23 protein-coding genes and 1 tRNA gene are annotated in these 25811 nt (G+C 54.9%); 6 read left to right on the plus strand and 18 right to left on the minus strand.

Annotated features, from left to right (window positions below):
• Positions 1-9: 9 nt before the first annotated feature.
• From phnK to M8Q36_RS07930, 8 genes are all read right to left on the minus strand, one after another.
• Positions 10-768, minus strand: a complete 759-nt coding sequence (gene phnK / locus M8Q36_RS07895) for a phosphonate C-P lyase system protein PhnK (protein ID WP_020456186.1) — start codon at positions 766-768, stop codon at positions 10-12.
• Positions 765-1613: an alpha-D-ribose 1-methylphosphonate 5-phosphate C-P-lyase PhnJ gene (locus M8Q36_RS07900; RefSeq protein WP_249880525.1), complete on the minus strand. Its 849-nt coding sequence runs from the start codon at positions 1611-1613 to the stop codon at positions 765-767. Before M8Q36_RS07900 ends, phnK begins: the two co-directional genes overlap by 4 nt.
• The gene (locus M8Q36_RS07905) at positions 1606-2670 is read right to left on the minus strand and encodes a carbon-phosphorus lyase complex subunit (protein WP_097406590.1); all 1065 of its coding nucleotides are present in this window, start codon (positions 2668-2670) and stop codon (positions 1606-1608) included. Before M8Q36_RS07905 ends, M8Q36_RS07900 begins: the two co-directional genes overlap by 8 nt.
• A complete protein-coding gene (gene phnH, locus M8Q36_RS07910) occupies positions 2670-3254 on the minus strand; it encodes a phosphonate C-P lyase system protein PhnH (RefSeq protein ID WP_249880526.1) in 585 nt (194 codons plus the stop codon). Before phnH ends, M8Q36_RS07905 begins: the two co-directional genes overlap by 1 nt.
• Positions 3251-3703, minus strand: a complete 453-nt coding sequence (gene phnG, locus M8Q36_RS07915; protein ID WP_045511862.1) for a phosphonate C-P lyase system protein PhnG — start codon at positions 3701-3703, stop codon at positions 3251-3253. Before phnG ends, phnH begins: the two co-directional genes overlap by 4 nt.
• Positions 3704-4429 (minus strand): phosphonate metabolism transcriptional regulator PhnF, encoded by a 726-nt coding sequence (gene phnF / locus M8Q36_RS07920; protein WP_249882736.1) that lies wholly within the window; start codon positions 4427-4429, stop codon positions 3704-3706. It abuts the gene before it with no gap.
• A gap of 189 nt (positions 4430-4618) precedes the next feature.
• Complete coding sequence (gene yjdN, locus M8Q36_RS07925) at positions 4619-5065, minus strand: VOC family metalloprotein YjdN (protein WP_249880527.1); 447 nt, start codon at positions 5063-5065, stop codon at positions 4619-4621.
• A 93-nt stretch (positions 5066-5158) separates the two neighbouring features.
• Positions 5159-5494: a zinc ribbon domain-containing protein YjdM gene (locus M8Q36_RS07930; RefSeq protein WP_249880528.1), complete on the minus strand. Its 336-nt coding sequence runs from the start codon at positions 5492-5494 to the stop codon at positions 5159-5161.
• A 600-nt stretch (positions 5495-6094) separates the two neighbouring features.
• Here M8Q36_RS07930 and crfC point away from each other — a divergent pair.
• Together crfC and M8Q36_RS07940 are read left to right on the plus strand one after the other, a co-directional pair.
• Positions 6095-8449, plus strand: coding sequence for a clamp-binding protein CrfC (crfC, locus tag M8Q36_RS07935; RefSeq protein ID WP_249880529.1), 2355 nt, complete (start codon positions 6095-6097; stop codon positions 8447-8449).
• Positions 8446-9324: a diguanylate cyclase regulator RdcB family protein gene (locus M8Q36_RS07940; RefSeq protein WP_249880530.1), complete on the plus strand. Its 879-nt coding sequence runs from the start codon at positions 8446-8448 to the stop codon at positions 9322-9324. Before crfC ends, M8Q36_RS07940 begins: the two co-directional genes overlap by 4 nt.
• A 202-nt stretch (positions 9325-9526) precedes the next feature.
• On the opposite strand, the gene kdgT is transcribed toward M8Q36_RS07940, so the two are convergent.
• Positions 9527-10525, minus strand: coding sequence for a 2-keto-3-deoxygluconate transporter (gene kdgT, locus M8Q36_RS07945; RefSeq protein ID WP_249880531.1), 999 nt, complete (start codon positions 10523-10525; stop codon positions 9527-9529).
• Positions 10526-11178: 653 nt separating this feature from the next.
• Here kdgT and proP point away from each other — a divergent pair.
• Positions 11179-12681 carry a glycine betaine/L-proline transporter ProP gene (proP, locus tag M8Q36_RS07950; protein WP_249880532.1) on the plus strand — a complete coding sequence of 501 codons (1503 nt, stop codon included), beginning with the start codon at positions 11179-11181 and terminating at the stop codon, positions 12679-12681.
• Positions 12682-12715: 34 nt separating this feature from the next.
• Here the strand turns inward: proP and M8Q36_RS07955 are convergent, their stop codons facing one another.
• From M8Q36_RS07955 to M8Q36_RS07970, 4 genes are all read right to left on the minus strand, one after another.
• A complete protein-coding gene (locus tag M8Q36_RS07955; protein ID WP_249880533.1) occupies positions 12716-13666 on the minus strand; it encodes a nickel/cobalt transporter in 951 nt (316 codons plus the stop codon).
• Between the two features lie 78 nt (positions 13667-13744).
• Positions 13745-14356 carry a DUF2238 domain-containing protein gene (locus tag M8Q36_RS07960; protein WP_249880534.1) on the minus strand — a complete coding sequence of 204 codons (612 nt, stop codon included), beginning with the start codon at positions 14354-14356 and terminating at the stop codon, positions 13745-13747.
• Positions 14357-14481: 125 nt separating this feature from the next.
• Complete coding sequence (locus M8Q36_RS07965; RefSeq protein ID WP_249880535.1) at positions 14482-17193, minus strand: RHS repeat-associated core domain-containing protein; 2712 nt, start codon at positions 17191-17193, stop codon at positions 14482-14484.
• A 492-nt stretch (positions 17194-17685) separates the two neighbouring features.
• A tRNA-Phe gene (locus tag M8Q36_RS07970) sits at positions 17686-17761 on the minus strand.
• A 183-nt stretch (positions 17762-17944) separates the two neighbouring features.
• Here M8Q36_RS07970 and M8Q36_RS07975 point away from each other — a divergent pair.
• Positions 17945-18790 carry an AraC family transcriptional regulator gene (locus tag M8Q36_RS07975; protein ID WP_249880536.1) on the plus strand — a complete coding sequence of 282 codons (846 nt, stop codon included), beginning with the start codon at positions 17945-17947 and terminating at the stop codon, positions 18788-18790.
• 37 nt (positions 18791-18827) lie between these two features.
• The gene (locus tag M8Q36_RS07980) at positions 18828-19433 is read left to right on the plus strand and encodes a LysE family translocator (RefSeq protein ID WP_114413851.1); all 606 of its coding nucleotides are present in this window, start codon (positions 18828-18830) and stop codon (positions 19431-19433) included.
• On the opposite strand, the gene M8Q36_RS07985 is transcribed toward M8Q36_RS07980, so the two are convergent.
• The 5 genes from M8Q36_RS07985 to aspA form a co-directional block, all read right to left on the minus strand.
• Positions 19430-20005: a transcriptional regulator gene (locus M8Q36_RS07985; RefSeq protein WP_017459204.1), complete on the minus strand. Its 576-nt coding sequence runs from the start codon at positions 20003-20005 to the stop codon at positions 19430-19432. The two genes, M8Q36_RS07980 and M8Q36_RS07985, sit on opposite strands and share 4 nt — an antisense overlap.
• A 47-nt stretch (positions 20006-20052) precedes the next feature.
• Complete coding sequence (locus tag M8Q36_RS07990) at positions 20053-21753, minus strand: protein-disulfide reductase DsbD (RefSeq protein ID WP_249880537.1); 1701 nt, start codon at positions 21751-21753, stop codon at positions 20053-20055.
• On the minus strand, positions 21729-22052 hold the full coding sequence (cutA, locus tag M8Q36_RS07995) for a divalent cation tolerance protein CutA (protein ID WP_017459202.1): 324 nt from the start codon (positions 22050-22052) through the stop codon (positions 21729-21731). Before cutA ends, M8Q36_RS07990 begins: the two co-directional genes overlap by 25 nt.
• Positions 22053-22136: 84 nt before the next feature.
• On the minus strand, positions 22137-23438 hold the full coding sequence (locus M8Q36_RS08000) for an anaerobic C4-dicarboxylate transporter (RefSeq protein WP_249880538.1): 1302 nt from the start codon (positions 23436-23438) through the stop codon (positions 22137-22139).
• Positions 23439-23550: 112 nt separating this feature from the next.
• A complete protein-coding gene (gene aspA / locus M8Q36_RS08005; RefSeq protein WP_020456206.1) occupies positions 23551-24987 on the minus strand; it encodes an aspartate ammonia-lyase in 1437 nt (478 codons plus the stop codon).
• A 337-nt stretch (positions 24988-25324) separates the two neighbouring features.
• Between aspA and M8Q36_RS08010 the strand changes: the two genes are divergently transcribed.
• Positions 25325-25795 carry an FxsA family protein gene (locus M8Q36_RS08010; RefSeq protein ID WP_020456207.1) on the plus strand — a complete coding sequence of 157 codons (471 nt, stop codon included), beginning with the start codon at positions 25325-25327 and terminating at the stop codon, positions 25793-25795.
• Positions 25796-25811 lie beyond the last annotated feature (16 nt).

Genomic DNA, 25811 nt, shown 5'->3' on the forward strand with positions numbered 1-25811 from the left:
ATCCACTCCTTAATTTTGCAATACCGAGGAGACCAGCAATTGGGTGTAAGGGTGGTGCGGATCGTCGAGCACCCGATCGGTTAATCCACTTTCTACCACCTGACCTTGTTTCATCACCAGCAAGCGGTTCGCCAGCAGCCGCGCAACGCCCAAATCATGGGTCACCATCACCACGGCAAGGTTCATCTCCACCACCAGGCCGCGCAGCAGGTCGAGCAAACGCGCCTGTACGGAAACATCCAGCCCGCCGGTGGGCTCATCCATAAACACCAGTTTCGGGCGGGTGACCAGGTTACGGGCAATTTGCAGACGTTGCTGCATGCCGCCGGAAAAAGTGGTAGGCAAATCGTCGATGCGTGACGGCGGGATCTCGACATCGCTGAGCCACTGCTCAGCGCGAGCACGGATATCGCCGTAATGCCGCGCCCCGGTTGCCATCAGACGTTCGCCGATATTGCCACCGGCGGAAACCTGGCGGCGCAGGCCATCGAGCGGATGCTGATGGACTACGCCCCACTCGGTGCGCAGCAGGCGACGGCGTTCGGCTTCGCTCATTGCGTAGAGGTCGCGCGCCTGGTACGTAATGGTGCCGTGCTGAGGCACCAGGCGCGCCGAAATGGCATTCAGCAGCGTGGTTTTGCCAGAGCCAGATTCACCGACAATGCCCAGCACTTCGCCCGGCCACAAATCGAAAGAGACGTCCTGAAAGCCCTTGCCTGGCGCATAAAGATGGGAAAGGTGAGTCACCGAAAGCAGCGGTTGGGTCATTTGCGTAAAGCCTCGCTCTGTTGGCGGCAGTAATCGGTGTCGGAGCAGACGAACATGCGCGTGCCGGTATCATCCAGCACCACTTCATCCAGGTAGCTATGGGTGGAACCACAAATGGCACACGGCTGATCCCACTTTTGCGGCGCGAAGGGGTAATCCTCAAAATCGAGGCTCACCACCTGCGTATAGGGCGGCACGGCGTAGATGCGTTTTTCACGCCCGGCACCAAACAGTTGCAGGGCGGGCATCATGTGCATTTTCGGGTTATCAAACGCCGGAATTGGCGACGGGTCCATCACGTAGCGGGCGTTCACTTTTACCGGCCATGCGTAGCGGGTAGTGAAGTTGCCAAAACGGGCAATATCTTCGTACAACTTCACCTGCATCACGCCGTACTCTTCCAGCGCGTGCATGGTGCGGGTTTCCGTCTCGCGCGGCTCGATAAAGCGCAGCGGTTCCGGGATCGGCACCTGGTAAATCAGAATTTGATCTTCTTTGAGCGGCGTTTCGGGAATGCGATGACGCGTCTGAATCAGCGTGGCGTCGGCGGTGCGTTCGGTAGTTTCCACGCCGGTAACGCGGGTAAAGAACTGGCGGATGGAGACGGCGTTGGTGGTATCGTCCGCGCCCTGGTCGATCACTTTCAGCACGTCATCTTCACCGATCACGCTGGCGGTGATCTGGATGCCGCCGGTGCCCCAGCCGTAGGGCATCGGCATTTCGCGCCCGCCAAACGGCACCTGATAACCGGGGATCGCCACTGCTTTCAGCAGCGCGCGGCGGATCATGCGTTTGGTTTGCTCATCAAGGAAAGCAAAGTTGTAACCGGTTAGCGCGTTAGCCACGATGTTTCTCCTGTTGCAGCTGTCTGAGCAAATCCAGTTCGGCCTGGAAATCAACGTAGTGGGGGAGTTTCAGATGCGAGACAAAACCTGCGGCTTCGACGTTATCCGCGTGCGCCAACACAAACTCTTCGTCCTGCGCCGGGCTTTTAATCGGCTCGCCGTAGTCGGCGGCTTGCAGGGCGCGGTCGACCAGCGCCATCGCCATCGCTTTGCGTTCGCTCATGCCGAACACCAGCCCGTAGCCGCGGGTAAAGTGTGGCGGCTCATCATGCGGTGCGACAAAGCCATTGACCATTTCGCATTCGGTTATCAGCAGTTCGCCGATGTTGACCGCAAAACCCAGCTCTTCCGGCACAATTTCCACATCGATATACCCGCTGCGGATCTCACCGGCGAACGGGTGATTGCGCCCGTAACCGCGCTGAGTGGAATAGGCGAGCGCCAGCAAGTAACCCTCATCGCCGCGCGCCAGTTGCTGCAAACGTGAAGCGCGCGAACAGGGGTAAACCGGCGGATTGCGGGTAATGTCGTCCGGGGTTGCGCCACTATCTTCTTCGGCTTTTGCCAGCCCTTCGTTGACCAGCAAACTGAAAACGTGCGGTGCGGCGTCCTGCTGCGCTTCGCGCGTGGTGAGCGTCGGCGTTTCGCCTTCGGCGAGCAGGGTGAAATCGAGCAGGCGGTGGGTGTAATCGTGCGTGGGGCCAAGCAACTGACCGCCGGGAATATCTTTGTAAACCGCCGAGATACGGCGCTCTAAACGCATTTTCGCGCTGTCGATGGGTTCGCTCACCGCCAGGCGCGGCAGCGTGGTGCGGTAAGCACGCAGCAGAAAAATGGCTTCGACGTTATCGCCGCTCGCCTGTTTTAACGCCAGCGCCGCCAGTTCCCGATCGGCAATGCCGCCTTCGGTCATCACGCGGTCGACCGCGAGGTGCAACTGGTCGGCGATTTGTGCAACGCTCAGCTCCGAAAGCTCCGCGTCGCCACGGCGTTTATGCTCCTGCAGTGCGTGGGCTGCGGCGATGGCCTTTTCGCCCCCCTTGACAGCAACGTACATCAGTACACCTCCACCAGCGTGGTTCTCGGTATCGCCAGCGCGCGTTCGCCGCAGGTCAGGATCACGTCGATGCCTGTCGGAAACGAGTGCGGGCGGTCGGTAAACTCATCGGTAATGCACTCTGGCAACTGCGGGGCAACCATGCGTTCTTCCAGAATGCCCGGCCCGGTCAGGCGCAGCATGCGCCCGCCGCTCAGTGCCGGGAGCTGTAAAATCAGGGTCGCGCTGCTTTCCGGGCTGATATCCGTGCCGCCTGGCAGGGCGCTCAGTTGCTCGGCGCTGAGGGTGCTGTCGGCAATGGCGAACAGCGAGTGTTGCGGTTGATCGACCAGTGGCGCGTTGGTGTGAAAGCGCAGGTTCTGGCGCACGAGGTCGTTATCCACGGCGGCGGAAAGCCAAATCGGTGTGTCGTTATCGGCAAGCGTCAGCAATACGCTGGTGGTGGCCGGGTTGAGCGGCGGCCAGCCATGTTTTAACTGCGGCAGCGAGACAATCACACCCGGCTCGCTCATGGCTTTTAACAGACGGCGAAAACAGTGTTGGGCATCGTGAACCGCCGACGCGAAAGCGGGTTGTAAGGTCATGCGTTATCTCCGCGAACCAGCGTAAAGAAGTCGACCCGGCTGGCGTTGATTTCGGCCTGACGCGCAGTAAGTCGCGCGGCGCGGTCCGCTTCCAGCGGGGTAATAAGGGTTTCCATCAACGTCTGGAAATAGGAAGGGTCCTGCAACAGCGCATCACACACGGCGCAACGTTCGGCGTGGCCTTTATCGCGCCCGAGCACCCAGCTAAAACCGAGCGTGCCGCACTCCAGGCGAATAACCGCGCGCGTTAATGTTGCATCGCCGGGAAAGAAACGATCGCCGGTCGCGCCCATGCGTGCCTGGATCTGCACCAGGCCTGTCTGTGGGGCGCGCACCTGTTCATATTCCGGGGCGAGTCCGAGCGTGCGCATTCGGCCGCGTAGCATCTCCGGCGTGGCGTGCGCGAGTGCGGCCATCCAGCGCTGTCGGGTTGGCGTATCAAAATGCATTCAGTGCTCCATGGTGAATTCGATCATGTCGGCGCGCGTCAGGCTGACGGAGTATTCCGTGGCGTTGACCTCGCCTTCACGATGGTTGAGGGTGCGCACGCAGAGCAGCGGCGCCATATTGGGGATCTCCAGCCAGCGGCTCTCTTTAACTTGTGCGCGACGGGCGCTGATGCGCGTCTGGGTACGCTTCAGGCTGACCCCGGCCTGTTCACGTAAAAAGTCATGCAGCGAACCGCTATCAAACTGTTGCAGCAGCGACCATAACTGCAGATCGGAGAAGTAGTGATCGATGAGGCACAGCGCCACGCCATTCACCCGACGGCGAGTGCGCAGGTGAATCACGTTGTCTCCCTCCTGGATGCCTAATGCATCGGCGACGTGTTGCGACGCCGGACGCAACACCGCCAGCAGACGTTCGCTGGTGGGATGGCTGCCCTGATCGAGCAGGTTTTGGCTAAAGCGCGCCTGTGCATTGAGGGGGTAGTCGAACGGGCGCATCAGCACCATCACGCCAATGCCCTGGCGGCGCTGTACCCAGCCTTTTTCCACCAGTTGATCGATCGCGCGGCGCAGTGTGTGGCGGTTAACCTCAAAGCGCGTAGCCAGTTGTTGTTCTGCAGGCAGCCAGTCACCGCAGCGATAGTTGCTGCGCAGTTCCTGCTCTAACCTTGCGGCGATTTCCTGATAGCGCGTGGGGTAGCTGGTCGGATGTCTGGACAAGTGCATGCTCATTGTAGCTCCGCGGGCCAGGTAAAAAGTGGTCTTATCGTGAAGTGCAAATGTTGCATTTTGGTTATGCGGTGATTGCGCGGGGATGAATCTTGGCAAACAGAAGAAAAGCCGTATGGCGGTATAAAAATGAAAAAGGAGCCGCTGGCTCCTTTTTCAATAAAGATATCAAGTTAAATGAAGAGATTAAGCGGCGGGCGGTGCTTTGGCGACATTCACCATCCAGGGAATGCCGAATTTATCAGTCACCATGCCAAAACCGTGCGCCCAGAATGTCTCCTGCCACGGCATGGTGACGCGCCCGTCGGCGGCAAGCGCGTCGAACCAGGCTTTGCCCTGATCGACATCCTGTGTGGCAAGGCTTAAAGTAAAACCGCTGTAATCCCCGCTGTTTTGCCTGCCGTCGCTCAACATTATTTCGCTACCGGCAATGCGTAAATTCGCATGGGCAATATCGTTATCGGCAAAAGCCTGCCCAGCGGCACAGCCTTCATCGTTATTACTCTCTTGTGGGGATTTAGGCATTTCGCCAAACGTTATCTTATAGGTTAATTCGGCATGGAGTGCCTGTTGGTAAAACTCGATGGCCTGCTGGCACTGACCAGAAAAAGAGATGTAGGGACTGAGCGGCATAATCATTACCTCGGGTAACGAAATCTGCCATTAAGTGTAGCGGTTGCAGGAAAAAGTAAACCAGGCGGGAAGACAAAACTCCCCGCCAAAACATCAATTCTTTTTAACAAATTCAGATTTGAGTTTCATTGGACCAAAACCGTCGATTTTACAATCGATATTATGATCGCCTTCGACCAGACGAATATTTTTTACCCGGGTGCCGATCTTCAACATTGAAGAACTGCCTTTTACTTTCAAGTCTTTAATTACGGTGACGCTATCACCATCGGCTAAAAGATTGCCGTTAGCATCTTTGACGATTAATTCATCTGCATCGTGAGCAGGTTCCGCATCGTTCCACTCGTGGGCGCATTCCGGGCAAATGAACATGCCATTATCTTCATAGGTGTATTCGGAATTACATTTAGGACAGTGGGGAAGTTGCATAGGGAGTTCCTCAAAAGTACATACAGAGCGGGGTAAACCGCACAAAGGCTCAGCGCCAGAAAGGCTGCGATTATACAGCAAAACCGTACAGTTGCCGTTGTTATTATTTTTTCAGAAAAAACATAAAAAAGTGATAATAGTGACACAACCTGTCATTCGCGTAAGCGATGCTTATCCCTGAAACATGATGAGTAAATTCTTACACCAGTTATTTAGATTATTTTCTGGTGGAAATTGCCAGCATTTACTAATTCAGATAAGGTGGCGTGTAGTATCTGGTGTAATTCGAACCCGAACTGTCATGCCTGCTACGCTGCCAGCAATGGTGGTTATTACCTCTCAAATTGGGTGGGTAAATAAATGATGATATATCCTGGTTGTTCCTGAAAATGAGCTAAGCTCAAACTCTCTGGTTTTTATCACCGGAGTTGCGCCGCTGTCATTTTTTGAGAAAAAAAATATATATTTTCCTGAGTATCATCAGGCGTTTATCTTTTCGAAGATATTTTCCACACGTAATTATAAAAGCCGAAACTTCACTAATAAAACATTCCGGCTAAATAAAAGTAAGAAAATTTGCGTTAAGGAAAGACTTTTAACATGCACACACAAACAATTTTTGAATTAAGCCAGGAAGCAGAAAGATTGTTGCAACTTTCCTTGCACAATCTCCAGGCTTTAAAAAAAATACCGACAGCAACGTTTGATGAGACGAGCGCCACCGGTAAGGCGGAAAACGCCAATGTTTTGCCGTTGCATTTCAGCGCGCGCGGCGTTGAAGCGCAGCAGGCTACGCTGCATAACGAATTACGGAAAATTACCAGGCTGGAAATGGTGCTGGCGATTGTCGGTACCATGAAGGCAGGAAAGTCGACCACCATCAACGCGATTGTTGGCACGGAAGTGCTGCCCAACCGCAACCGGCCAATGACCGCGCTGCCCACCCTTATTCGCCACACGCCTGGTCAAAAAGAGCCGGTGCTGCACTTTTCTCACGTCGGGCCTATCGACGCGCTTGCGCAACAGCTTCAGACGCGGCTTTTTAATTACAACCGTGAAAAGCTGGCGCAAAAAATTGAAATCGATAAAGACATGGCCGCGCTGCTGGATCGTATTGCGCAAGGCGATGCTTTTGATAAGCACTATCTGGGCGCGCAGCCGATCTTCCACTGCCTGAAAAGCCTCAATGATCTGGTGCGTCTCTCCAAAGCGCTGGATGTGGACTTTCCGTTTTCCGCGTATGCGGCGATTGAACACATTCCGGTGATTGAGGTGGAGTTTGTGCATCTGGCCGGGCTGGACAATCAACTGGGCCAACTGACGCTGCTGGATACCCCCGGGCCGAATGAAGCCGGGCAGCCACATCTGCAAAAAATGCTCAACGAGCAGCTGGCGCGCGCTTCGGCGGTGCTGGCGGTGATGGACTACACACAGCTTAAATCCATCTCTGATGAGGAAGTGCGCCGCGCGATCTCCTCGGTCGGCCGTTCGGTGCCGCTGTACGCACTGGTGAATAAATTCGATCAAAAAGATCGCAACAGTGACGATGAAGATCAGGTGAAGGCGCTGATTTCCGGTACGTTAATGAAAGGAAACATTAACCCGACCCAGATTTTCCCGGTCTCTTCAATGTGGGGCTATCTGGCGAACCGCGCCCGCCATGAGTTGCAGCACCAGGGGCGTTTGCCGGATCCGCAAGAGCAGCGCTGGGTGCAGGACTTTGCCGAAGCTGCGCTTGGACGCCGCTGGCGCAACGCCGATTTAGAGGATATTGAGCATATCCGCCATGCCGCCGATCTGCTGTGGGAAGATTCGCTGTTTGAAAAACCGATTCGCACACTGCTGCATGCCGCACACGCGAACGCCTCGCTTTATGCGCTGCGTTCGGCGTCGCATAAGCTGCTGAACTACACGCAAAGCGCTCGCGAGTACCTTGATTTTCGCTATCAGGGATTAACCGTGGCCTACGAAAAGCTGGAGCAAAACATCTCCCGGCTGGAAGAGGACATGGCGCTGCTGCGTAGCAGCCAGGAAGGTGTTAGCGATGAAATTGAACACGAAGTGGAAGAGGCGCTCGCCGCAGCCGAAATCTATATTCATGGCCAGCAATTTGAAATTGTCGAAGCCATTGATGCCTGGTTCCATGATGGTCAGTTAATGACCATGGTCAGAGACAGCCATGCCGACCTGAGTTTTGATGAACATTTCGCGCCGGGGCAACTGGTGCTGGAAAATGAAGGACAGGCGCAGGTCGCGCTCAGTAAAATCCGCTCGGTGTGCGAGACGATTTTAGTCGCGGCGCAGGAGCGCATCAGCCGTGAGCTGGCACAGCGTTTCGACGAGCTGGAAAATACGCTGGCGCGCTCGTTGAACGATGCGATGCGCCCCATCGAAACACGCATTAAAGAGGAACTCACGCACGCTGGTTTTCGCGCCCGTATCAGTTTCCCGGCGTTCCAGGCGAGCGCGCTCAACTTTAACGCTCGTTCGCTGTTTACCAATGTGATAGCGCCGCAAGATTTGCCTGCCGGGCAGGCACCGCGCGCTGGCAGCATGCGGGAAACCGTGTCGCGCTGGCTCAACAACCCCAGTTGGGGGTGGGACGATTATGTCGCCACGCGTACCCGCTATGTGATCGACCTTACGGCGTTAAATAAAAAGCTCATCGACCATGTTGCGCATTTTTGTGAACAAATTCGTAAAGCTTTGAGCGCGCAGGTCGATGTTTCTGTTACGGCGGGAATGGCGACATTTTTTGCCGAGTTCTCGTTAAGTCTCGCGGGACTACAGGAAAGTTTGCGTGACAGCCTGGCGATACGACAGCAGAACGAGTCGTCAGTGTTGGCGTTGCGCCAGCAGTTGCAGCAGAGCATCAGGACAGCCAATTGGATCCATGAGGACGCACGCCTGTTACGCGATGATATACAAACCCTCTTCGCGGCAGATCTACCATGAAAAATCGACTACTGGACGGCCCGGGGCGCGTACTTGAGTGTATTCACCCGAAATTTATCGTGGATTTGGTGCAGGGCGTTGATGCGCCGCGCCAGACGCCGATTGTGCCTCAACAGCAGTTGTTTCGTGAGCGGCTGACGCAGGAGATCATGGCGCAAACGCAACTGCGCCCGTGGGCAATGTCTGGCGTATTAAATGAGAACGACGCGCTGCGTCTGGGGCTGGCGGAAAAACTGGCCAGCATGCTTGATCCGGGGTATCTGGCATTAACCCGCATTACCGAGCGGCTGGCGGCGTTACAACAAGCTGAGCGCCGTCCTGCCAACGCGACGTCTGGTGCGTCGCAGCAATATGACGAGTTGGTTGACCATTTTAGCCAACGCGCGGCGTGGAAAGAGAAAGCGCTGACCCAACGCGGGCTGGCCGTCCAGGCGGGCAACCATAGCGAGCAAGTTTTTGCCCACTGGCGCGCCGGGAATTACAACGGCTGGTCGATGGCCGGGCGCTGCTACATCGCGCTGGAAGAGTTGCGCTGGGGGGCGTTTGGTGATGCCTGTCGCCTGGCGAATGAAGGCGTGGCGAAAATGCTGAAAGATAACCTGCGCGCGATGGCTGCCGATTTTCTGGCGCAGGGGATTAATGCTTCTCCGGCGACCCGACATTTCTATCACCAATGGCTGGCGACACCTTCGACGCCAGGATTGATGGACTATAAAGATTTACTCGGCTGGCTTGGCGACTGGTGTGATGCTGAACGCCATCCGATCTGCTGGTCTGTCACCCAGAGCTGGCAAACGGTGGCGCTCGGCATGCCGCGGCTCTGTTCCGCGACACGCATCGCGACGGCGATGGTCGATGAAGTGTTTGGCGAGTAGACCGCTTTCTCACCCGTAAACATCCGCTTTCTCTCTATAAAGGCGGCATTGGTTTGTGGTGAGAGGGTCGATCAAAACCCGTAACGTGCATTTTCTCCCCCGGCATGCACGAGCCAACATCTGTTGCTGATTGCGCGCTGCGGATGCGGTTTTCTACTGGCAACAAAAAAGCCCCTGACGGGGCTTTTTTGATCGAGCACCTTTAGTGTCCTGTCGACTCGATCGGGTTCTCTGCTTCCTCTTTCGCTTGCGGCACATGACCGAAGCGTTTCGCATACAGCGCGGTGATAATCGGCACCAGAATGGCCGTCACTATCACACTTGCGGCAACCAGCGCGGTTGCGGATGCGGCAACTGGTTCGAACGCCGGGTTAATCTGCGCGATAATCACCGGGTTCGCTACCGCCGCGCCTGCCGCAGACGAGGCCGCGACGCCTGCCGTTCCGTTACCGCCACCAATTACACGGTCGGCGATAATCAGCGGAATACCGGTGATGATAATCACCGCAACGCCGAGGAAGATGCCCAGCAGGCCGGTTTGCATGATAACGCTCAGGTTGATGGTGTTACCCAGCGCGAAGCCGAAGAACGGGATCAGCACCGGCGTTGCTTTACTGAAGAAAGCGCGCAAATCATGATCGAGGTTACCGAGCGCGAAACCAATCAGGAACGGCAGCACGGCGCCGACAAAGTGATGCGGCTCAAACGAGGCCAGACCGGCAGAGCCGAGGATCACCATGGTCATCAACGGGCCGGATTCCAGCGACATCAACACAAACGCGCCGGACTCCTCTTTGCTGCCGTACTGGTTCATCAGGCTCGCGTACAGACCGCCGTTGGTCATATCCATGGCGGATACCAGCGCCAGCACGGAAAGCCCGGCGAAGAATCCGGTCTGGATGCCGGTGTCCGGAATAAACGATGCGGCGATCATTGCCACGACCCAGGCGACGGCAATTTTTGTCAGCACCAGCGTACCGGATTTACGTAAAACGGTGCCGGTAGCGCGTAAATCAATAGATGCACCAATACAGAAAAACCACACGGCAAGGATGGGTACCGTGCCGGTAATCATCCCTTTAGTGAATGAACCAAAATAAGCACCGGTATCCGGTGCCAGCGTATTCAACATTGCGCCTAACAGCAGCGGAACCAGCATCATCCCGCCAGGAATGCGTTCTATCGTGGCCTTGATTTTCATAATAAATCCTCACTGCTCGTCATTACCATGAACGAGGAAAGCTAAAAATTAATAGTGAATATTTTCAATTCATTAAAGAATTTCTCAGGCAGGGCATTCGCTATCGATTGCCGCTGGTCGCCGCATTTAAAGACGCTGTGTTGCGCCACTCTGCGGGGTTATGTCGCTATCATCCGATCAATGGAATATCTATTCAATAAGAATGAAACAATGTTTTAGTTACGCCGATCACATATTTTTCGTAAAGATAATCTGATATTTGTTTATTTATTTTTGCTGTAAATGAGTTGTGAAGAAATATATGGAGAAGATGACAAGGAAGGTAATAATCACGAGGGTGATTACCGGCGTATTTTTAGCCTGTAACGCATTAGATGTTTCTTATTCCAGATAAGAGAAAAAGCGTTAAAACTGTGAGGAGGATTATTGCGTGGTAAAACTATGTGAATTTGATCACATTTTTAAACCCTGTTAGGGTAAAAAGGTCATTCACTGCCCGGCAGGCGTCAACAGGTTCGGTTGTACAGGCTTTAAACAGTCCGTGTAAGTAAACCTGCTACGCTTGAACAGGAAGGCTGAAAAGCCATTTAAAACGCCCGGCAGGGAGAGTTCGCCGGGCGGTTCAGGGCGAAAGTCTAAAGAGGAATAGATGCATGCTAAAAAGGAAAAAAATTAAACCCATCACCTTGCGTGATGTAACCATTATCGATGATGGCAAATTGCGTAAAGCGATTACTGCCGCATCGTTGGGTAACGCCATGGAGTGGTTTGATTTCGGCGTTTACGGCTTTGTCGCCTACGCCCTTGGTAAGGTGTTCTTCCCCGATGCAAACCCCAGCGTGCAGATGATTGCTGCACTTGGGACCTTCTCGGTTCCGTTCCTGATTCGTCCGTTAGGCGGCCTGTTCTTCGGCATGTTGGGCGATAAATACGGCCGACAAAAAATCCTCGCCATAACGATAGTGATCATGTCCGTCAGTACCTTCTGTATTGGTCTGATCCCGTCGTATGCCACCATTGGTATCTGGGCGCCGATTTTACTGCTGCTGTGTAAGATGGCGCAGGGCTTTTCGGTGGGCGGCGAATATACCGGGGCATCCATCTTTGTCGCCGAATACTCGCCGGACCGAAAACGCGGCTTTATGGGCAGCTGGCTGGATTTTGGTTCCATCGCCGGTTTTGTGCTCGGCGCGGGCGTAGTCGTTCTGCTCTCTACCATTGTCGGTGAGGAGAACTTCCTCGACTGGGGCTGGCGTATCCCGTTCTTCCTGGCGCTCCCGCTGGGGTTAATCGGTCTCTATCTGCGCCACGCACTGGAAGAGACCCCGGCATTCCAGCAGCACGTCGACAAACTGGAGCAGGGCGATCGCCAGGGGTTGCAGGATGGGCCGAAAGTCTCATTTAAAGAGATTGCGACGAAACACTGGCGCAGCCTGCTGACCTGTATTGGTCTGGTGATTTCCACCAACGTGACCTACTACATGTTGCTGACCTACATGCCAAGTTACCTGTCGCATAACCTGCACTATTCCGAAGACCACGGTGTGCTGATCATCATTGCCATCATGATTGGTATGTTGTTTGTGCAGCCGGTGATGGGGCTGTTGAGCGACCGCTTTGGCCGCCGTCCGTTTGTCATTCTCGGCAGCATTGCGCTGTTTGTGCTGTCGATCCCGGCCTTCATTATGATTAACAGCAACGTTATTGGCCTGATCTTCGCGGGTCTGCTGATGCTGGCGGTGGTGCTGAACTGCTTTACCGGGGTGATGGCGTCAACGTTACCGGCGATGTTCCCGACGCACCTTCGCTACAGCGCGCTGGCGAGTGCGTTCAACATCTCTATCCTGATTGCCGGTCTGACGCCAACGCTGGCAGCCTGGCTGGTGGAAAGCTCTGCCAACCTGCTGATGCCTGCCTACTACTTGATGGTGGTTGCGGTGATTGGCCTGATTACCGGCCTGACGATGAAAGAGACGGCGAACTTACCGCTGAAAGGGGCGACCCCGGCGGCATCGGATCTGCAGGAAGCGCGGGAAATCTTGCAGGAACATCACGATAATATTGAGCAGAAAATCGAAGATATCGATGAGGAGATCGCTCAGTTGCAGGAAAAACGTGCGCGCCTTGTACAGCAGCATCCAAAAATAAACGAGTAATACCAATCCCGGATGGCGCGGTCATCCGGGATTTTTAGCATCCCGCCGCAATATAATCCCCGTTCGCACTCACCGGAATGACCGTTAAAAACAGCACCAGCGCGAACAGGATCAGCGCTACGCCACCGGCGATTTTCAGCACCAGAACGAACTTGTGTAATGTGCTTGCCTCACCGCCAAAAAACGCCGCCGTGCTGTTGCGCGCATAACGCACCGCCAGCGACAAACCGGCGATCGACAGCGCCGTGCCGACCGCCATGGTCATTACGGCAGCAATACCCCAACTCACGATGCCAAGCGCATTGGCGAAGAGCAAAATCATGATTGCTCCGCTGCAAGGCCGTGCGCCGATAGCGAGGATCACGCCAATACGCGTTTTCCAGTCGCCTTGCGTGCTCACGCCAACGCCATGATGGCCGCAGCCGCAATGGTCGTCATGCTGATGCGCAGGGGTAAGCGAGCGGATTGCCAGTTTTCGTGGCTGCAGGGTTTTGAGTGCATTCCAGACGACATACGCACCGAAACCGCCAATCATCACCGCGCTTATTTTCTCAACGTACCAGCGGCTTTCACTGAGATCGCCTGCGGCAAGGTTGAAACCGACCGCCAGAATAAAGACGAACAGAATGGCGCTGACGCCTTGCATCAGGCTGCCCAGCACGGGAACGACGCGTGCCGCAATCTGGCTTTCGTTGTTGGTGCTAAGCCAGGTGGTAACGATAAATTTGCCGTGGCCAGGGCCAATCGCATGCAGCACGCCATAAAAGAACGCGCCGGTCAGCAGCCATAAGCCGCCGCTGTACTGGTGGTTATTCAGTTGCAGTAAATACATCACCAGATAGCGGTGCAGGGTGATTTGCGTTGCCAGGCACCATTGCAAAAAGGCCGCCCAGTGCGCATGTAAAACGAAGGCCGCTGCCAGCACCACCGCCAGCAGGGCAACGGCGGGTAAGCGCCAGTCACGGGTGAGAAGTTGCGTGGTCATAGGTGTGCGAGCGTTGGGGGGAATCTCCGGAGTATAGGCGGCGAAGTACGTTGGCTCCAGTCTTCGCCGCGTTTTGTCTTACACGTTAAGCTGACGTTTGTGCCAGTGCCCCAGAACCAGCACCGTAGTCAGCGCGCCGAGCAGGGCGCAGAACATATCCGACTGGGTATCCCACGGATCGCCCTGGGTGCCGAGAAACTCATCCGCGCCCTGGCCCATAGCCAGCGCCGCCCACCATTCAATTAATTCATAGGTGGCGCTAATCGCCAGCGCAATGCAGCAGACGATAAAGTCGAGCATCTTCCCGCCCCGCACATATTGCCCGCGCAGCAGTATCTCTCTGGCGGCAAGCGCGGGTACCAGCCCCTGAAAGAAGTGGCCGAGTTTGTCATACGGGTTACGGCTCAGCCCCAAAAGATGTTGCACATCAAAACCAACCGGGACTTTCGCGTAGGTATACATTCCGCCGACCATCAGAATAATGGCGTGGAAAAAAATCAGCACATACAGCAGCGATGTCAGCGGATAACGGCGCCAGGTAACGAGCAACAATGGCACGACAACCATTACCGGAACCACTTCCATCAGCCAGGTCATCCGGTCTTTGGCAAACCAGCCGGTATAGATAAGGATCACTAACAGCACCAGCGCCGCCGCAGATAGCGAGGCGCGATTCACGCTCTTAACCATAGGAATATCCGTTTCAGGAAAAACGACACTATTGACGCGATCGCATGGAAAAACAAGGTGCTGCGATTTTCCGCAGAACAATGTGGCGTGCAGCAGCACGCCTCGCTTTGACAGAATGCAGAGGCTTACCCCTGTAACTCGCTGACATATTGCGTCAGTCGAACCGATTTTTTAATCCCTTTCATTTTTGAACCGATATAACTTAACCGCTCCAGAGGCACTAAAACGGGAAGGGGAGTGCCAGAATGTAAATCTTCAGGAGACCACATTTGTTCTGGCTTACCAATAATATGTGCCTCTTTAACGCCAGTAGTCAGATCAAACCAGGACGTTTTACCTTCGACAGCATAGAGCTCTCTTCTTAATTCAGCTTCTGTTTTGTTTTTCCAGTCTTCGCCAATGACCTTGGCCATCAAAAGTTCTTGTTTCTTTAAATGCGCAGTTAAGTTCTTTCTGTTTTTTAAACCATCGAAATTCGTCGTATATCTGGCAACCGTTAAACCTTCCGCATCAATGGCATAAAAATGCCGTTCGTTAGGCATATCAAAAGCAAAATCTTTCATTCCTAATTCAGTTTCTGCTGTATACAGAATAGGTTCCTCCGCCTTTCCATTGTTATATCGTCCTAGTGTTCCTGCATCGTTGATTCCTCCTGATGCTGAAAAACCACCGGCTTTAATAATGTCTTCTGGAGAGCGAGTGTCTGCTCTGTATAGTGTAAGGATATTCGTTTCGACGACGATTCCTCTTTCTTCATCAGAAGTCGCTGTGACTTGAGTGCGTTCGCGTTTGAGCATTCGGCCGTCAGCATCAATATTTTTAACAGGATTATTTTTTACAAAGGTATATAAATTTACGCCGTCCACCGTCCCCGCCGGGTCTGCATTCAGCCATCTGCCTGCCCAGGGTTGGTAGTAGCGAAAACCGTAGTAGTACAACCCTGTCGCATCCCGCTCCTTGCTCATGTAGCGAATGGTTTTGTCATCTGCTTCTGCCTGGCTGCGCGATGTCCACACCGCGGTGCCTCCGTAGGGGTAGTACTCTTCTCGACTGATGACTTTGCCAGTGCCATCCACTTCTAATTCGCTGCTGCCTGTCAGGTTACCGTAGCTGTAATGTATCTGGTCATCAATAGCTCCGGTGGTCCGGTGTAGTATCCGTACGCCGTCCATAACGATGCTCTGCAGAACATCGTTTTCAACGCCGTCATTCAGTGTCGTCCTTATCTCCAGCCCCGGTAAATAAAGTGTGCGCTGGCCCAGTATATTGCTCCCTGCCTTTTGCTGACTGATTTTGAGGATGCGCTGGCTCTTCGCATCATATCGGTACATTTCATAGTCAGATGGCTGCCCGTCGCGAGTCACTGGCGTCACCCCCATGAGTTCGCCTCTGGAGGTCCATGTCAGAGATTGTCCGGGAACGAGTTGTTTCTGGTTTCCCCCCGCCATAAACAGGCTCTCCACTTTATCCGCTGTGTCTGCCAGTGAACGCAGTACTCCCCGGTTACTGCTATTGGAAACGGTGATCTCAGTGGTATACCGGTTACCGGTTGCTGGGGCGCTGTGCTGGATTTGCGTCAAGTTGCCCCCGGAATCATAGCGGTAAGAACGAAGCCACGCTGTGTAGGCGTTGCTATCCGACACCAGAGGGACTGCGGGAGAAGGCCCGGTGAGATTTTGGTCACCAATCCCGGCCATTTCCCGCCCGGTAGCGTTGACCAACTGGTACAAGCTGTCGTAAGTGTAGGTATTTTCCGGCACGACCCTCTGATTTCGCCAGAACAAGGTCTCTTCTGCATTATTGGTGACGCGTAGGACATTACCTACCGGGTCGTAGAGGTATTGCAGATCTCGCAATACCTTCTCACCTGAGGGGTGGCCTGCAAGGCGTTCTGTTTTTATTGTTGAGAGGCGCTGTGTTTGTGGCTCGCGAATATAAGTAGTGATCACGCCATTACCGTGTTCTTCGCGTAGTATCTGACCCGCAGCCGAATAAGCCCGGGATTTGACAATGACCTGCTCAACTTCCCCCGCCACTCTCAGCCATGAGCCAGAAAGCATTCCTGCCACATTATATGCGACGCGTTGTATATTGCCGGCGGCATCTGTGGCAGTTAATACAGCGCCCGTGGCATCGGATGTATTGAGGGTTGTATACGATTCCGGCGCTAATTGATCATTCCAGGCTGATGCGTCCTCTCCTGTCCAGTCGGGGGAGTTGCCTGGGTTATCCGCGTCTTTCAGCAACTGGCGGGTGACTGACAGATTAATGCCCGTTATAGCTATACTATTGGTCTGAGCCAGACCCGCCGTATCGTAGTGACGTACACATGATCCGGCCAGGTTCCAGGCTTGCTCCGTTGGCGTTGCTCCGGCGTAGACAAAGCGTTCTGTAATCCGGGACGGGGTATTCCGGAAATTCTGCTCTGTTATGGATAACGGCCTGCCGGGGAGAGTGCTCTCTTCATATTGCCAGGTGAAGACAGCGCCTTCTGCGGTGACGTCCAGAAATGGGCGTCCGGTAGCGTCACTCAGGGATATCGTCGTGCCGGCGTCAACGCTCTCCGTACGCAGCACCGTTCCGAAGAGGGAAGTAAGGTAAGTAAAATTGGGACGGATTGAAGGGTCGCTCTGCTGTAATTCATATAGCCGTGGGTCGGTGCTCTGCACCAGAAAGTTCCGGGCATTATATTGATGGCGGGTAACACGCTCGTCCGTGGACTCCAGGTTTTCCGGATGGCGATAATACTGGATCTCCCGGACTGTCTGCCCACGGTTATTCCGGACATTAACGGTAGGTGTTTTGCGAAAAAGCTCGTACTGTACCTGCGCGTTCATTTTCAGACTCCCGTTAAGGATATCAATGCCAGCCGTTGTCAAAAGTTATACGTTTATCCTCGCCCAACAAACAGCGAGCGCCTGAGCGGCAGTGGTTTAAAGGGATTAGCGAGTGAGGGCATCACCTTTTAATTGGATCGGTGTTCGCTGTATAAAACATAAGCAATTTTGGGGAAATTACCAGGCGTAGAACGCTGTCCTCTCTGTGCCGGTCCGGTGATATTCCGCATAGGGTCGAGAGAGTTACATGCCCCTTTCATGCTGCCTCGGAGAGATGACTCACTTCTAAACAAGGAGAGTGATCAGCAGATATACGCAGAGCGCATCAATATGTTTCCAGGATTTTTCATGTGGTTTTGTTGGGCGAATCAGACGTGACCGTTCAACAAGCACAAACGGAGTCGCTTGCGGCGAATAATCGAACGTAGTTCGATGAAGAGTCCGGGAGCAGAAAAGCAAAAACCCGCCTTTTGGGCGGGTTCTCTGAATAAGTGGTGCCCGGACTCGGAATCGAACCAAGGACACGGGGATTTTCAATCCCCTGCTCTACCGACTGAGCTATCCGGGCAACGGGGCGCATTAAACCTTAATCGTATTAAGGCGTCAACTTTATTTCCTTCAATTCTATTCAGTTGCTCAACTTTGCGGCAATCTGCGCAATTGCGCGGCACAAATCGACCATTGCACAAATCTTCCAGACTTTTACCTTAAGGAGATGAATGCTACTTTCCGGTGGCACTTTGGAGGCGATATGGCGAAAGACTGGCTGGAACTGCGGCAACATGCGGACACGGGAATTGAAACCATCCGCGCGCATTTTGAAGGGCACGCCTACGATCCGCACTGGCACGACAGCTACCTGGTCGGCATTACGCTGTCCGGGACGCAGCAGTTTCACTGTCGGCGGGAGCGCCACCGTAGTACGCCGGGCGATGCCTTTTTGCTGGAGCCGGGCGAGATCCACGATGGTGACGCCCCGGTAGAAGGCGGATTTACCTATCTGACCTTTTACCTTGATGATCGCTGGCTCAGCGACACGTTACGTGGCCTGTATGAATCGGTACCGTCCAGCTATTCACTGCATTTTTCCCACACTATCGCCAGGGAACCGCAACTGATCCGCGCGATTGCGCATACCTTTTACGCCCTGCACAGCGAAGAGATGCGCATCGTCCAGCAAAGCGCCATGGATGGGTTGCTCAGCCAGCTTACGCACCATTGCCAGTGGCGCAAACGGCTGCCGTCGCAGTTGCAAAGCACAGCCATTGCACACCGTGCGCGTGATTATCTGCATGCGCACATTGGCGACAACGTTGGCCTTTCGGATCTGGCGCGCGAAACGGGAACCGATCGCTTTACGCTGACACGCTGCTTTAAACGCGAGTTCCACTTAAGCCCGCACGCCTGGCTGATCCAACTGCGGCTCGCCACCGCACGTTCGCAGCTGGCGAAAGGGGAGACGCCAGCAGACGTTGCTGCCGCGCTGGGATTTGCCGATCAAAGCCATCTTGGGCGCTGGTTCCAGCGTGCGTATCGCCTCTCGCCCGCGCACTACCGCAGGCTGTGCACAAATCTTCCAGACGACGACGGCAAATAACGCGACAGTCTAAGGCTCATTAATAAGGAGCCTGCCTGTGAACCTGTTTTATAGCTATCTGCCGTTTTTACTCTTCGCGTTTGTGGCGTCGATTACGCCTGGCCCAACCAACATTTTGATCCTGACCAGCAGCCAGCGCTTTGGCATCAAAGCGACGTTGCCTGCGGTGGTGAGCGCCTGCGTGGCGGCCAGCCTGATTGTGTTTATTTCCGGAGCGGGCGCGGGTGAAGTGTTGCGCAGCTATCCGCTGGTGCGTGAGGTGATGAGCTGGGCGGGGGCGTTGTGGTTAAGCTGGCTGAGCTGGCAATTATTTACCGCGCCCGCGGCCGATTTGCAGGGCGAAGCGCAGCGACCGTTTAGCGGCCGTGCGGCGGCGATGCTGCAACTGATTAACCCGAAAACCTGGATGATGGCGCTGGCGGTGGTAAGCCTGTTTGCCCCGCACGGCGCGCATCCTTTGCGCGAGGTGTCGTTACTGTCACTGTGGTTTTTGTTGATCTCACTGCTGTGCCTGAGCGCGTGGACGCTGCTCGGCAAGGCGGTCAACCGGCTGTTTCGCACCACCACATCGCTACTCTGGTTTCAGCGTGTGATGGCACTGTGCCTGTTGCTTTCTGCCTGGGCGGGATTTCTGGGCGCTTAGGTCAGCGCGCCGCCCTGGCGGCAGCGGGCAAAACGCAGAATATCTTCCGCCAGCCGCTGGGCCGTATCGACATCGGCCTGGCTGCGGTTAACCAGCATCCGGCTCAGACAGCCCTCCAGCACCAGCTCCATCTGCTTCGCCACCATCGCCGGATCGTCCACTTCTAACTGCGTCAGCAGCTGATGGGTGAAATCATGCGCGTCGCGCTTTTGCTGATCCGCAAGCTGGTGGATCGGGTGCGCCGGATCCGGGAAGAAGGTGCAGGCGGCAATAAACAAGCAACCCGGATAGCGGTTATTGCTCACACATTCGGTGAGCGCCCCGTAGCGCGCCAGCAGTTTTTGCTCATTGCTGAGCGTTTCGTCCAGCAGCAGTTGCCTGCGCCAGACATCTACCTGCTGGCTGAGATAACGCAACGCGTCATACAGCAGCGCCTCTTTGTCTGGCCAGAAACGGCGGAACTCATCGATGGGATAGTCGATGCGCTCGGCAACCATTTCAAGAGTGGTGTCCGCAATCCCTCTTAATTCAAGTAATTGCAAAGTTTGACTCAAAACGTCTTCGCGTTGCACGGTGATATCCTCCGTTATCTGAAGCTCATTCCCCCACACAGTGTTGTTTACGGGGCGCGATTGCGCAAATGCGCGGCGAACGCGGCGGCGTCCATAAACCCCGTCACCCGGGCTGCCGGTTGCTCATGGCCTTGCGCGTCGAAAAACAGAATCGTTGGCAGACCCAGCACATTGAGCTGGCGCAGCAGCGCGGCGTCCTGCGCGTTGTTGGCCGTTACGTTGGCCTGCAATAACACGGTATCTTTCAGCGCAGCCTGTACGCGGGCGTCGCTAAAGGTGTACTTCTCAAATTCTTTACACGCCACGCACCAGTCGGCATAGAGATCCAGCATCACCGGGCGGCCGTTGGCCTGCGCCAGCGCCTGGTTCAGATCGTCGACGGTGGAAATGGACGTGAAGGCCAGCGGCGAGTGTGTTTGCGCGGCGGGGGTGCCAAACGCCCAATCCTGTAACGGACGCGCGCAGACCAGCGCCGCGCCGAGCAGGGCGATTTGCAGCACGCGGACAAACGCACGCTTCGCACCCAGACTGGTGATAAATGCCCAGCCGAAAAACGCCACGCCGAGCAGCGACCACAGCCGCAGCCCCCAGGTTTCACCGAGCACGCGCTCCAGCAGAAAGACCGGCAGGGCGAGGATCACAAAGCCAAAAGCGGTTTTGACCTGCTCCATCCACGGCCCGCTTTTGGGCAGCAGCCGGTTACCGAACACCGTCACGAGGATCAGCGGCAGGCCCATGCCCAGCGCGTAAAGATAGAGCGTACCGCCGCCGAGCCACAGGTTACCGCTTTGCGCAATATAGAGCAGGATGGCGCTTAACGGCGCGGTAGTGCAGGGCGAACAAATCAGCCCGGCTATCGCGCCCATGGCAAACACCCCGCCCACGGAGCCGCCCTGCTGGCGGTTGCTCCACAGGGTTAAGCGGGTTTGCAGCGCAGAAGGAAGCTGTAAGGTAAACAGGCCGAACATCGACAGCGCCAGCAGCGTGAACAGCACCGACAAGCCAATCAGCACATACGGGTGTTGCAGCGCCGCCTGGAATGATAACCCTGCCGCTGCGACCACCAGCCCCAGCGCCGTATAGGTGAGCGCCATTCCTTGCACGTAGATAAACGCCAGCAGCAGCGCGCGCGGTGTGGCAAGACGCTGTTTCCCGCCAAGCACAATGCCGGAAATCAGCGGGTACATTGGCAGCACACAGGGCGTAAAGGCGATACCAATACCGATCAACAGCGCCCACAGTGCAGAGAAGGGAAGCTGATTTTCCGTGGTGCCCTGCGTTGCGGCTGGCGGTGCATTTACCGGTGCCTGTGTCGTTGCCGCCGCGACTTCCATCAGCGGCACCACTTTGGTTTCCGGCGGATAACAGAACCCGGCATCGGCGCAGCCCTGATAAGTGACGGTCAGCGTTGCGCCTTTTGCCGCCGCGTTGATATCGAGCGGCAGGTTCAGGCGCTGGCGGTAGATTTCCGTTTTGCCGTAGAACTCATCTTCATGCATCTCCCCTTTTGGCAGCGTTAACGCGCCAATAGTTGCTTGCGCCGGGGTGACGTGAATTTGCTGGCGATAGAGGTAGTAACCCTCTTTAACCTGCCAGTTGAGCGTTAAGTCATGCTGATGCTGCTGAAAATCAAAGATAAACGCCTGGTCGGCGGGCACAAAACTGGAGCGACCGGGCGCGTCAAATAAGCCCGCAAAAGCGGTGGTGCTGCACAGCAGCAGGATCAGCGTAAAGATGCGTTGAGCCATGAGAGGTAATCGTAATCTCCGTGGGTGACGGGTAAAGCCAGTAATTCCGGGGTTTGGTACGGATGGTGCGCTTTGATGCTGGCGAAGAGGTCTTCGAGATGTGCGACATCGGTTTTGAGCAGCAGTTGCACTTCATACTCTTGTTCGAGTTTGCCTTCCCAGTAATAGAGCGAGGTCGCACCCGGCAAAATGGTGACACAGGCAGCGAGCTTATCTGCCAGCACTTTGGCCGCCAGATCCTGGGCGGTGGCTTCATCCGGGGCGGTGCAGAGTACAACAACGGCGTCAGGCGTGTTCATCGTCAACCTCGTAAGCGCGAAAGCCACGACTATACCACGCGAAGTGAGAGGATCGGGCCGCCGGGCGACCCGATTTTAAGACCTTTACAACAAGATACCGCCGAAGATAAAGCCCAGCATGACGCACAGGGCAATGGCGATCACGCCGGGAACGAGGAACGCGTGGTTAAAAACAAACTTGCCGATGCGCGTTGAGCCGGTGTCATCCATTTCGACCGCCGCCAGCAGAGTTGGGTACGTTGGCAGCACAAACAGCGCGGAAACGGCGGCAAACGACGCAATTGCCGTCAGCGGGGTGACGCCGAGCAGCAGCGCAGCAGGCATCAGCGCTTTGGTGGTCGCGGCTTGCGAATAGAGCAGCGTTGCGGCGAAGAACAGCACCACCGCCAGCAGCCACGGGTAGCTGTGCAGCAGATCGCCCGCCACCGTCTGGATATCTTCAATATGGTGTTTCACGAAGGTATCGCCGAGCCACGCCACGCCGAGCACACAAATACAGGCGCTCATACCGGATTTAAAAGTGCTGGCATTCAGGATTTCGCCGGTGTCGATTTTGCAGGTCAGGCAAATCAGCGTGGCGATGGTCAACATAAACACCACGATCGCTTCGTTACGCGGCAGCACCGGGTTGGTGATTAAGCCAACGGTCGGGCTGATGGCGGTGGCGTAGAGCATCACGGCGACAATACCAATCAGGAACAGCAATACCGAGCGTTTGGCATGCGGCTTCATGGCAAAAACCTGGCTGCCGCGCAGCTTCACTTCGCCTTTCGCCAGGCGTTCCTGATAGACCGGATCATCTTTCAGCTCGCAACCGAGGAAGTTACAGACCACCGCCGTCAACATGACCGCAATCAGCGTCACCGGAATACAAATTGCCAACAGCTTCAGATAGCTCACGCCAAGCGGTTCAAGGATGCCAGCAAAAAAGACCACCGCCGCAGAGATGGGCGACGCTGTAATCGCAATTTGCGAGGCGACGACAGCAATCGACAGCGGACGCGACGGGCGAATACCTTGCTCTTTCGCCACTTCGGTAATTACCGGCAGCGTGGAAAACGCGGTGTGCCCGGTACCGGCGAGAATGGTCATAAACCAGGTGACCAGCGGCGCGAGAAAGGTGATGTACTTCGGATGGCGGCGCAGCATTTTTTCCGCCAGGCTCACCAGATAATCCATCCCGCCCGCTACCTGCATGGCGGCGATAGCGGCGATGACCGCCATAATAATTTCTATGACATCAAAGGGAATTGCCCCGGGTTTGATTTGAAAGAACAGGGTGAGAACCAGTACACCAAGGCCACCGGCAAAACCAATGCCGATGCTGCCTAATCTGGCGCCAAGGTAGATAGCAATCAGGACGAGGACAAGCTCTGCAGCAAACATAGTTGGCTTCCTTGTTTAACTAAGTGATATCGAATTGTTATAGTTTAGTAACCATCCAAAAGAAAAAGGCACGTCGCTCAGGACGTGCCTTTTGTCTTTCTAACCGTCGGAATTACTGTTCGCTTTCATCGGTATAACGCTTCGCTTTATAAGCCGGATGCATCAGGTTTTGCGCCGAGAAGATGTCGTCCAGCTCCGCTTCCGTCAGCAGGCCGCGCTCCAGCACCACTTCACGCACGCTCTTACCGGTTTCGGCGCAAATCTTGCCAACGATGTCGCCGTTGTGGTGGCCGATGAACGGGTTGAGGTAGGTGACGATGCCGATGGAGTTATAGACATAGCCTTCGCACACTGCTTTGTTGGCGGTAATGCCGTTGATGCATTTTTCCAGCAGGTTGTAGCAGGCGTTGGTCAGAATATGCACCGACTCAAACATGGCCTGGCCAATCACCGGTTCCATCACGTTCAACTGCAACTGGCCCGCTTCGGACGCCATGGTGACGGTGGTGTCGTTGCCGATCACTTTAAAGCACACCTGGTTCACTACTTCCGGCACCACCGGGTTCACTTTCGCCGGCATGATGGACGAACCCGCCTGCAATTCCGGCAGGTTGATCTCATTCAGCCCGGCGCGCGGCCCGGAGGAGAGCAGGCGCAAGTCGTTACAGATTTTAGAAAGTTTCACCGCCAGGCGTTTCAGCGAGCTGTGCACCATCACGTAGGCGCCGCAGTCGGAGGTCGCTTCAATCAGGTCTTCCGCCGGAACGACTGGCAGGTTGCTCACTTCCGCCAGTTTTTGCACGGCCAGTTGTTGATAGCCGTCCGGGGTGTTGAGGCGCGTACCGATTGCCGTTGCGCCAAGGTTCACTTCCAGCAGCAGTTCGGCGGTACGCAGCAGGTTTTTGGTTTCTTCATTCAGCAGCACGTTGAAAGCGTGGAACTCCTGACCGAGGGTCATCGGCACCGCGTCCTGCAACTGGGTGCGGCCCATTTTCAGGATATCCTTGAACTCCACGGCTTTGTTTTCGAAGCCTTCGCCGAGCTGTTTGATGGCATCAACCAGTTTAACGATGGAGGCGTACACCGCGATGCGGAACCCGGTTGGGTAGGCGTCGTTGGTGGACTGGCATTTGTTAACATGATCGTTCGGGTTGAGGAACTGGTATTCACCTTTCTGATGGCCCATCAGCTCAAGACCGATGTTCGCCAGCACTTCGTTGGTATTCATGTTCACAGAGGTGCCCGCGCCGCCCTGATAGACGTCTACCGGGAACTGGTCCATGCATTTGCCATTGTTGAGGACCTCATCACATGCGGCAACGATAGCGTTGGCGATACTTTTCGGGATGGTTTGCAGCTCTTTGTTCGCCAGCGCTGCCGCCTTTTTCACCATCACCATGCCACGGACAAACTCAGGAATGTCGCTGATTTTGCTGTTGCTGATATAAAAGTTTTCAATCGCTCTCAGAGTATGCACGCCGTAGTAGGCATCCGCTGGCACTTCCCTGGTACCTAACAAGTCTTCTTCGATACGAATGTTGTTTAACATGTGAACCTTCTTTTTCAAGCTACGAATGAATACACCAAACACACAAAATTAATGTGGTTATGTGTCTTTTTCGACCGACGATTATCCCCTTAATCGGCCGGATGACTGAAATTATATGCTGAAGGAAAGGAAATGCCGTAATCGGGATCACTTATTATCCCCGTCAATGCATCATAATTAATAATATGTGAAATAAGTCACCGCTTCGTAACAGACAAAAATTTACAACCGCCGCGAAATTGAATTTTCCGCATTTGCCACCATCTGATCAGGATGCGATTTGCAAACCCATTTCGACAGACGCTCTGACGCGGCTGTTCATTGACAGGAGAAGCCAGTGCGCTGGATACCGTTTATTGCAGTCTTTTTATACGTTTACATCGAGATCTCGATCTTTATTCAGGTCGCGCATGTTTTTGGCGTGCTGATGACACTGATTCTGGTGATCTTCACTTCGGTGATTGGCATGTCGCTGGTGCGCAATCAGGGATTTAAGAACTTTTTGCTGATGCAGCAGAAAATGGCGGCGGGCGAAAGCCCTGCGGCGGAGATGATCAAAAGCGTTTCGCTGATTATCGCCGGCTTGTTGCTGGTGCTGCCGGGGTTCTTTACCGACTTCCTTGGCCTGCTGTTGCTGTTGCCGCCGGTGCAAAAACACCTGACGCTGAAACTGATGCCGCATTTACGTTTTTCGCGGATGCCGGGCGGCGGGTTTGGCGCGGGCGGTGCTGACGGGCAGACATTTGAGGGCGAATATCAGCGCAAAGACAATCCGCGCGATCGTCTGGATAACAAAGACGATCGCTGATTACTGACGCCCGGCA

The sequence above is a fragment of the Kosakonia sp. R1.Fl genome (genome assembly GCF_023516815.1).
Lineage (GTDB): Bacteria > Pseudomonadota > Gammaproteobacteria > Enterobacterales > Enterobacteriaceae > Kosakonia.

Bases quoted from the DNA above. Each gene is read 5' to 3' on its own strand.
- phnK (WP_020456186.1), bottom strand. From the start codon at position 768: ATGACCCAACCGCTGCTTTCGGTGACTCACCTTTCCCATCTTTATGCG.
- M8Q36_RS07905 (WP_097406590.1), bottom strand. From the start codon at position 2,670: ATGTACGTTGCTGTCAAGGGGGGCGAAAAGGCCATCGCCGCAGCCCAC.
- phnH (WP_249880526.1), bottom strand. From the start codon at position 3,254: ATGACCTTACAACCCGCTTTCGCGTCGGCGGTTCACGATGCCCAACAC.
- phnG (WP_045511862.1), bottom strand. From the start codon at position 3,703: ATGCATTTTGATACGCCAACCCGACAGCGCTGGATGGCCGCACTCGCG.
- phnF (WP_249882736.1), bottom strand. From the start codon at position 4,429: ATGCACTTGTCCAGACATCCGACCAGCTACCCCACGCGCTATCAGGAA.
- yjdN (WP_249880527.1), bottom strand. From the start codon at position 5,065: ATGCCGCTCAGTCCCTACATCTCTTTTTCTGGTCAGTGCCAGCAGGCC.
- M8Q36_RS07930 (WP_249880528.1), bottom strand. From the start codon at position 5,494: ATGCAACTTCCCCACTGTCCTAAATGTAATTCCGAATACACCTATGAA.
- crfC (WP_249880529.1), top strand. From the start codon at position 6,095: ATGCACACACAAACAATTTTTGAATTAAGCCAGGAAGCAGAAAGATTG.
- M8Q36_RS07940 (WP_249880530.1), top strand. From the start codon at position 8,446: ATGAAAAATCGACTACTGGACGGCCCGGGGCGCGTACTTGAGTGTATT.
- kdgT (WP_249880531.1), bottom strand. From the start codon at position 10,525: ATGAAAATCAAGGCCACGATAGAACGCATTCCTGGCGGGATGATGCTG.
- proP (WP_249880532.1), top strand. From the start codon at position 11,179: ATGCTAAAAAGGAAAAAAATTAAACCCATCACCTTGCGTGATGTAACC.
- M8Q36_RS07955 (WP_249880533.1), bottom strand. From the start codon at position 13,666: ATGACCACGCAACTTCTCACCCGTGACTGGCGCTTACCCGCCGTTGCC.
- M8Q36_RS07960 (WP_249880534.1), bottom strand. From the start codon at position 14,356: ATGGTTAAGAGCGTGAATCGCGCCTCGCTATCTGCGGCGGCGCTGGTG.
- M8Q36_RS07965 (WP_249880535.1), bottom strand. From the start codon at position 17,193: ATGAACGCGCAGGTACAGTACGAGCTTTTTCGCAAAACACCTACCGTT.
- M8Q36_RS07975 (WP_249880536.1), top strand. From the start codon at position 17,945: ATGGCGAAAGACTGGCTGGAACTGCGGCAACATGCGGACACGGGAATT.
- M8Q36_RS07990 (WP_249880537.1), bottom strand. From the start codon at position 21,753: ATGGCTCAACGCATCTTTACGCTGATCCTGCTGCTGTGCAGCACCACC.
- cutA (WP_017459202.1), bottom strand. From the start codon at position 22,052: ATGAACACGCCTGACGCCGTTGTTGTACTCTGCACCGCCCCGGATGAA.
- M8Q36_RS08000 (WP_249880538.1), bottom strand. From the start codon at position 23,438: ATGTTTGCTGCAGAGCTTGTCCTCGTCCTGATTGCTATCTACCTTGGC.
- aspA (WP_020456206.1), bottom strand. From the start codon at position 24,987: ATGTTAAACAACATTCGTATCGAAGAAGACTTGTTAGGTACCAGGGAA.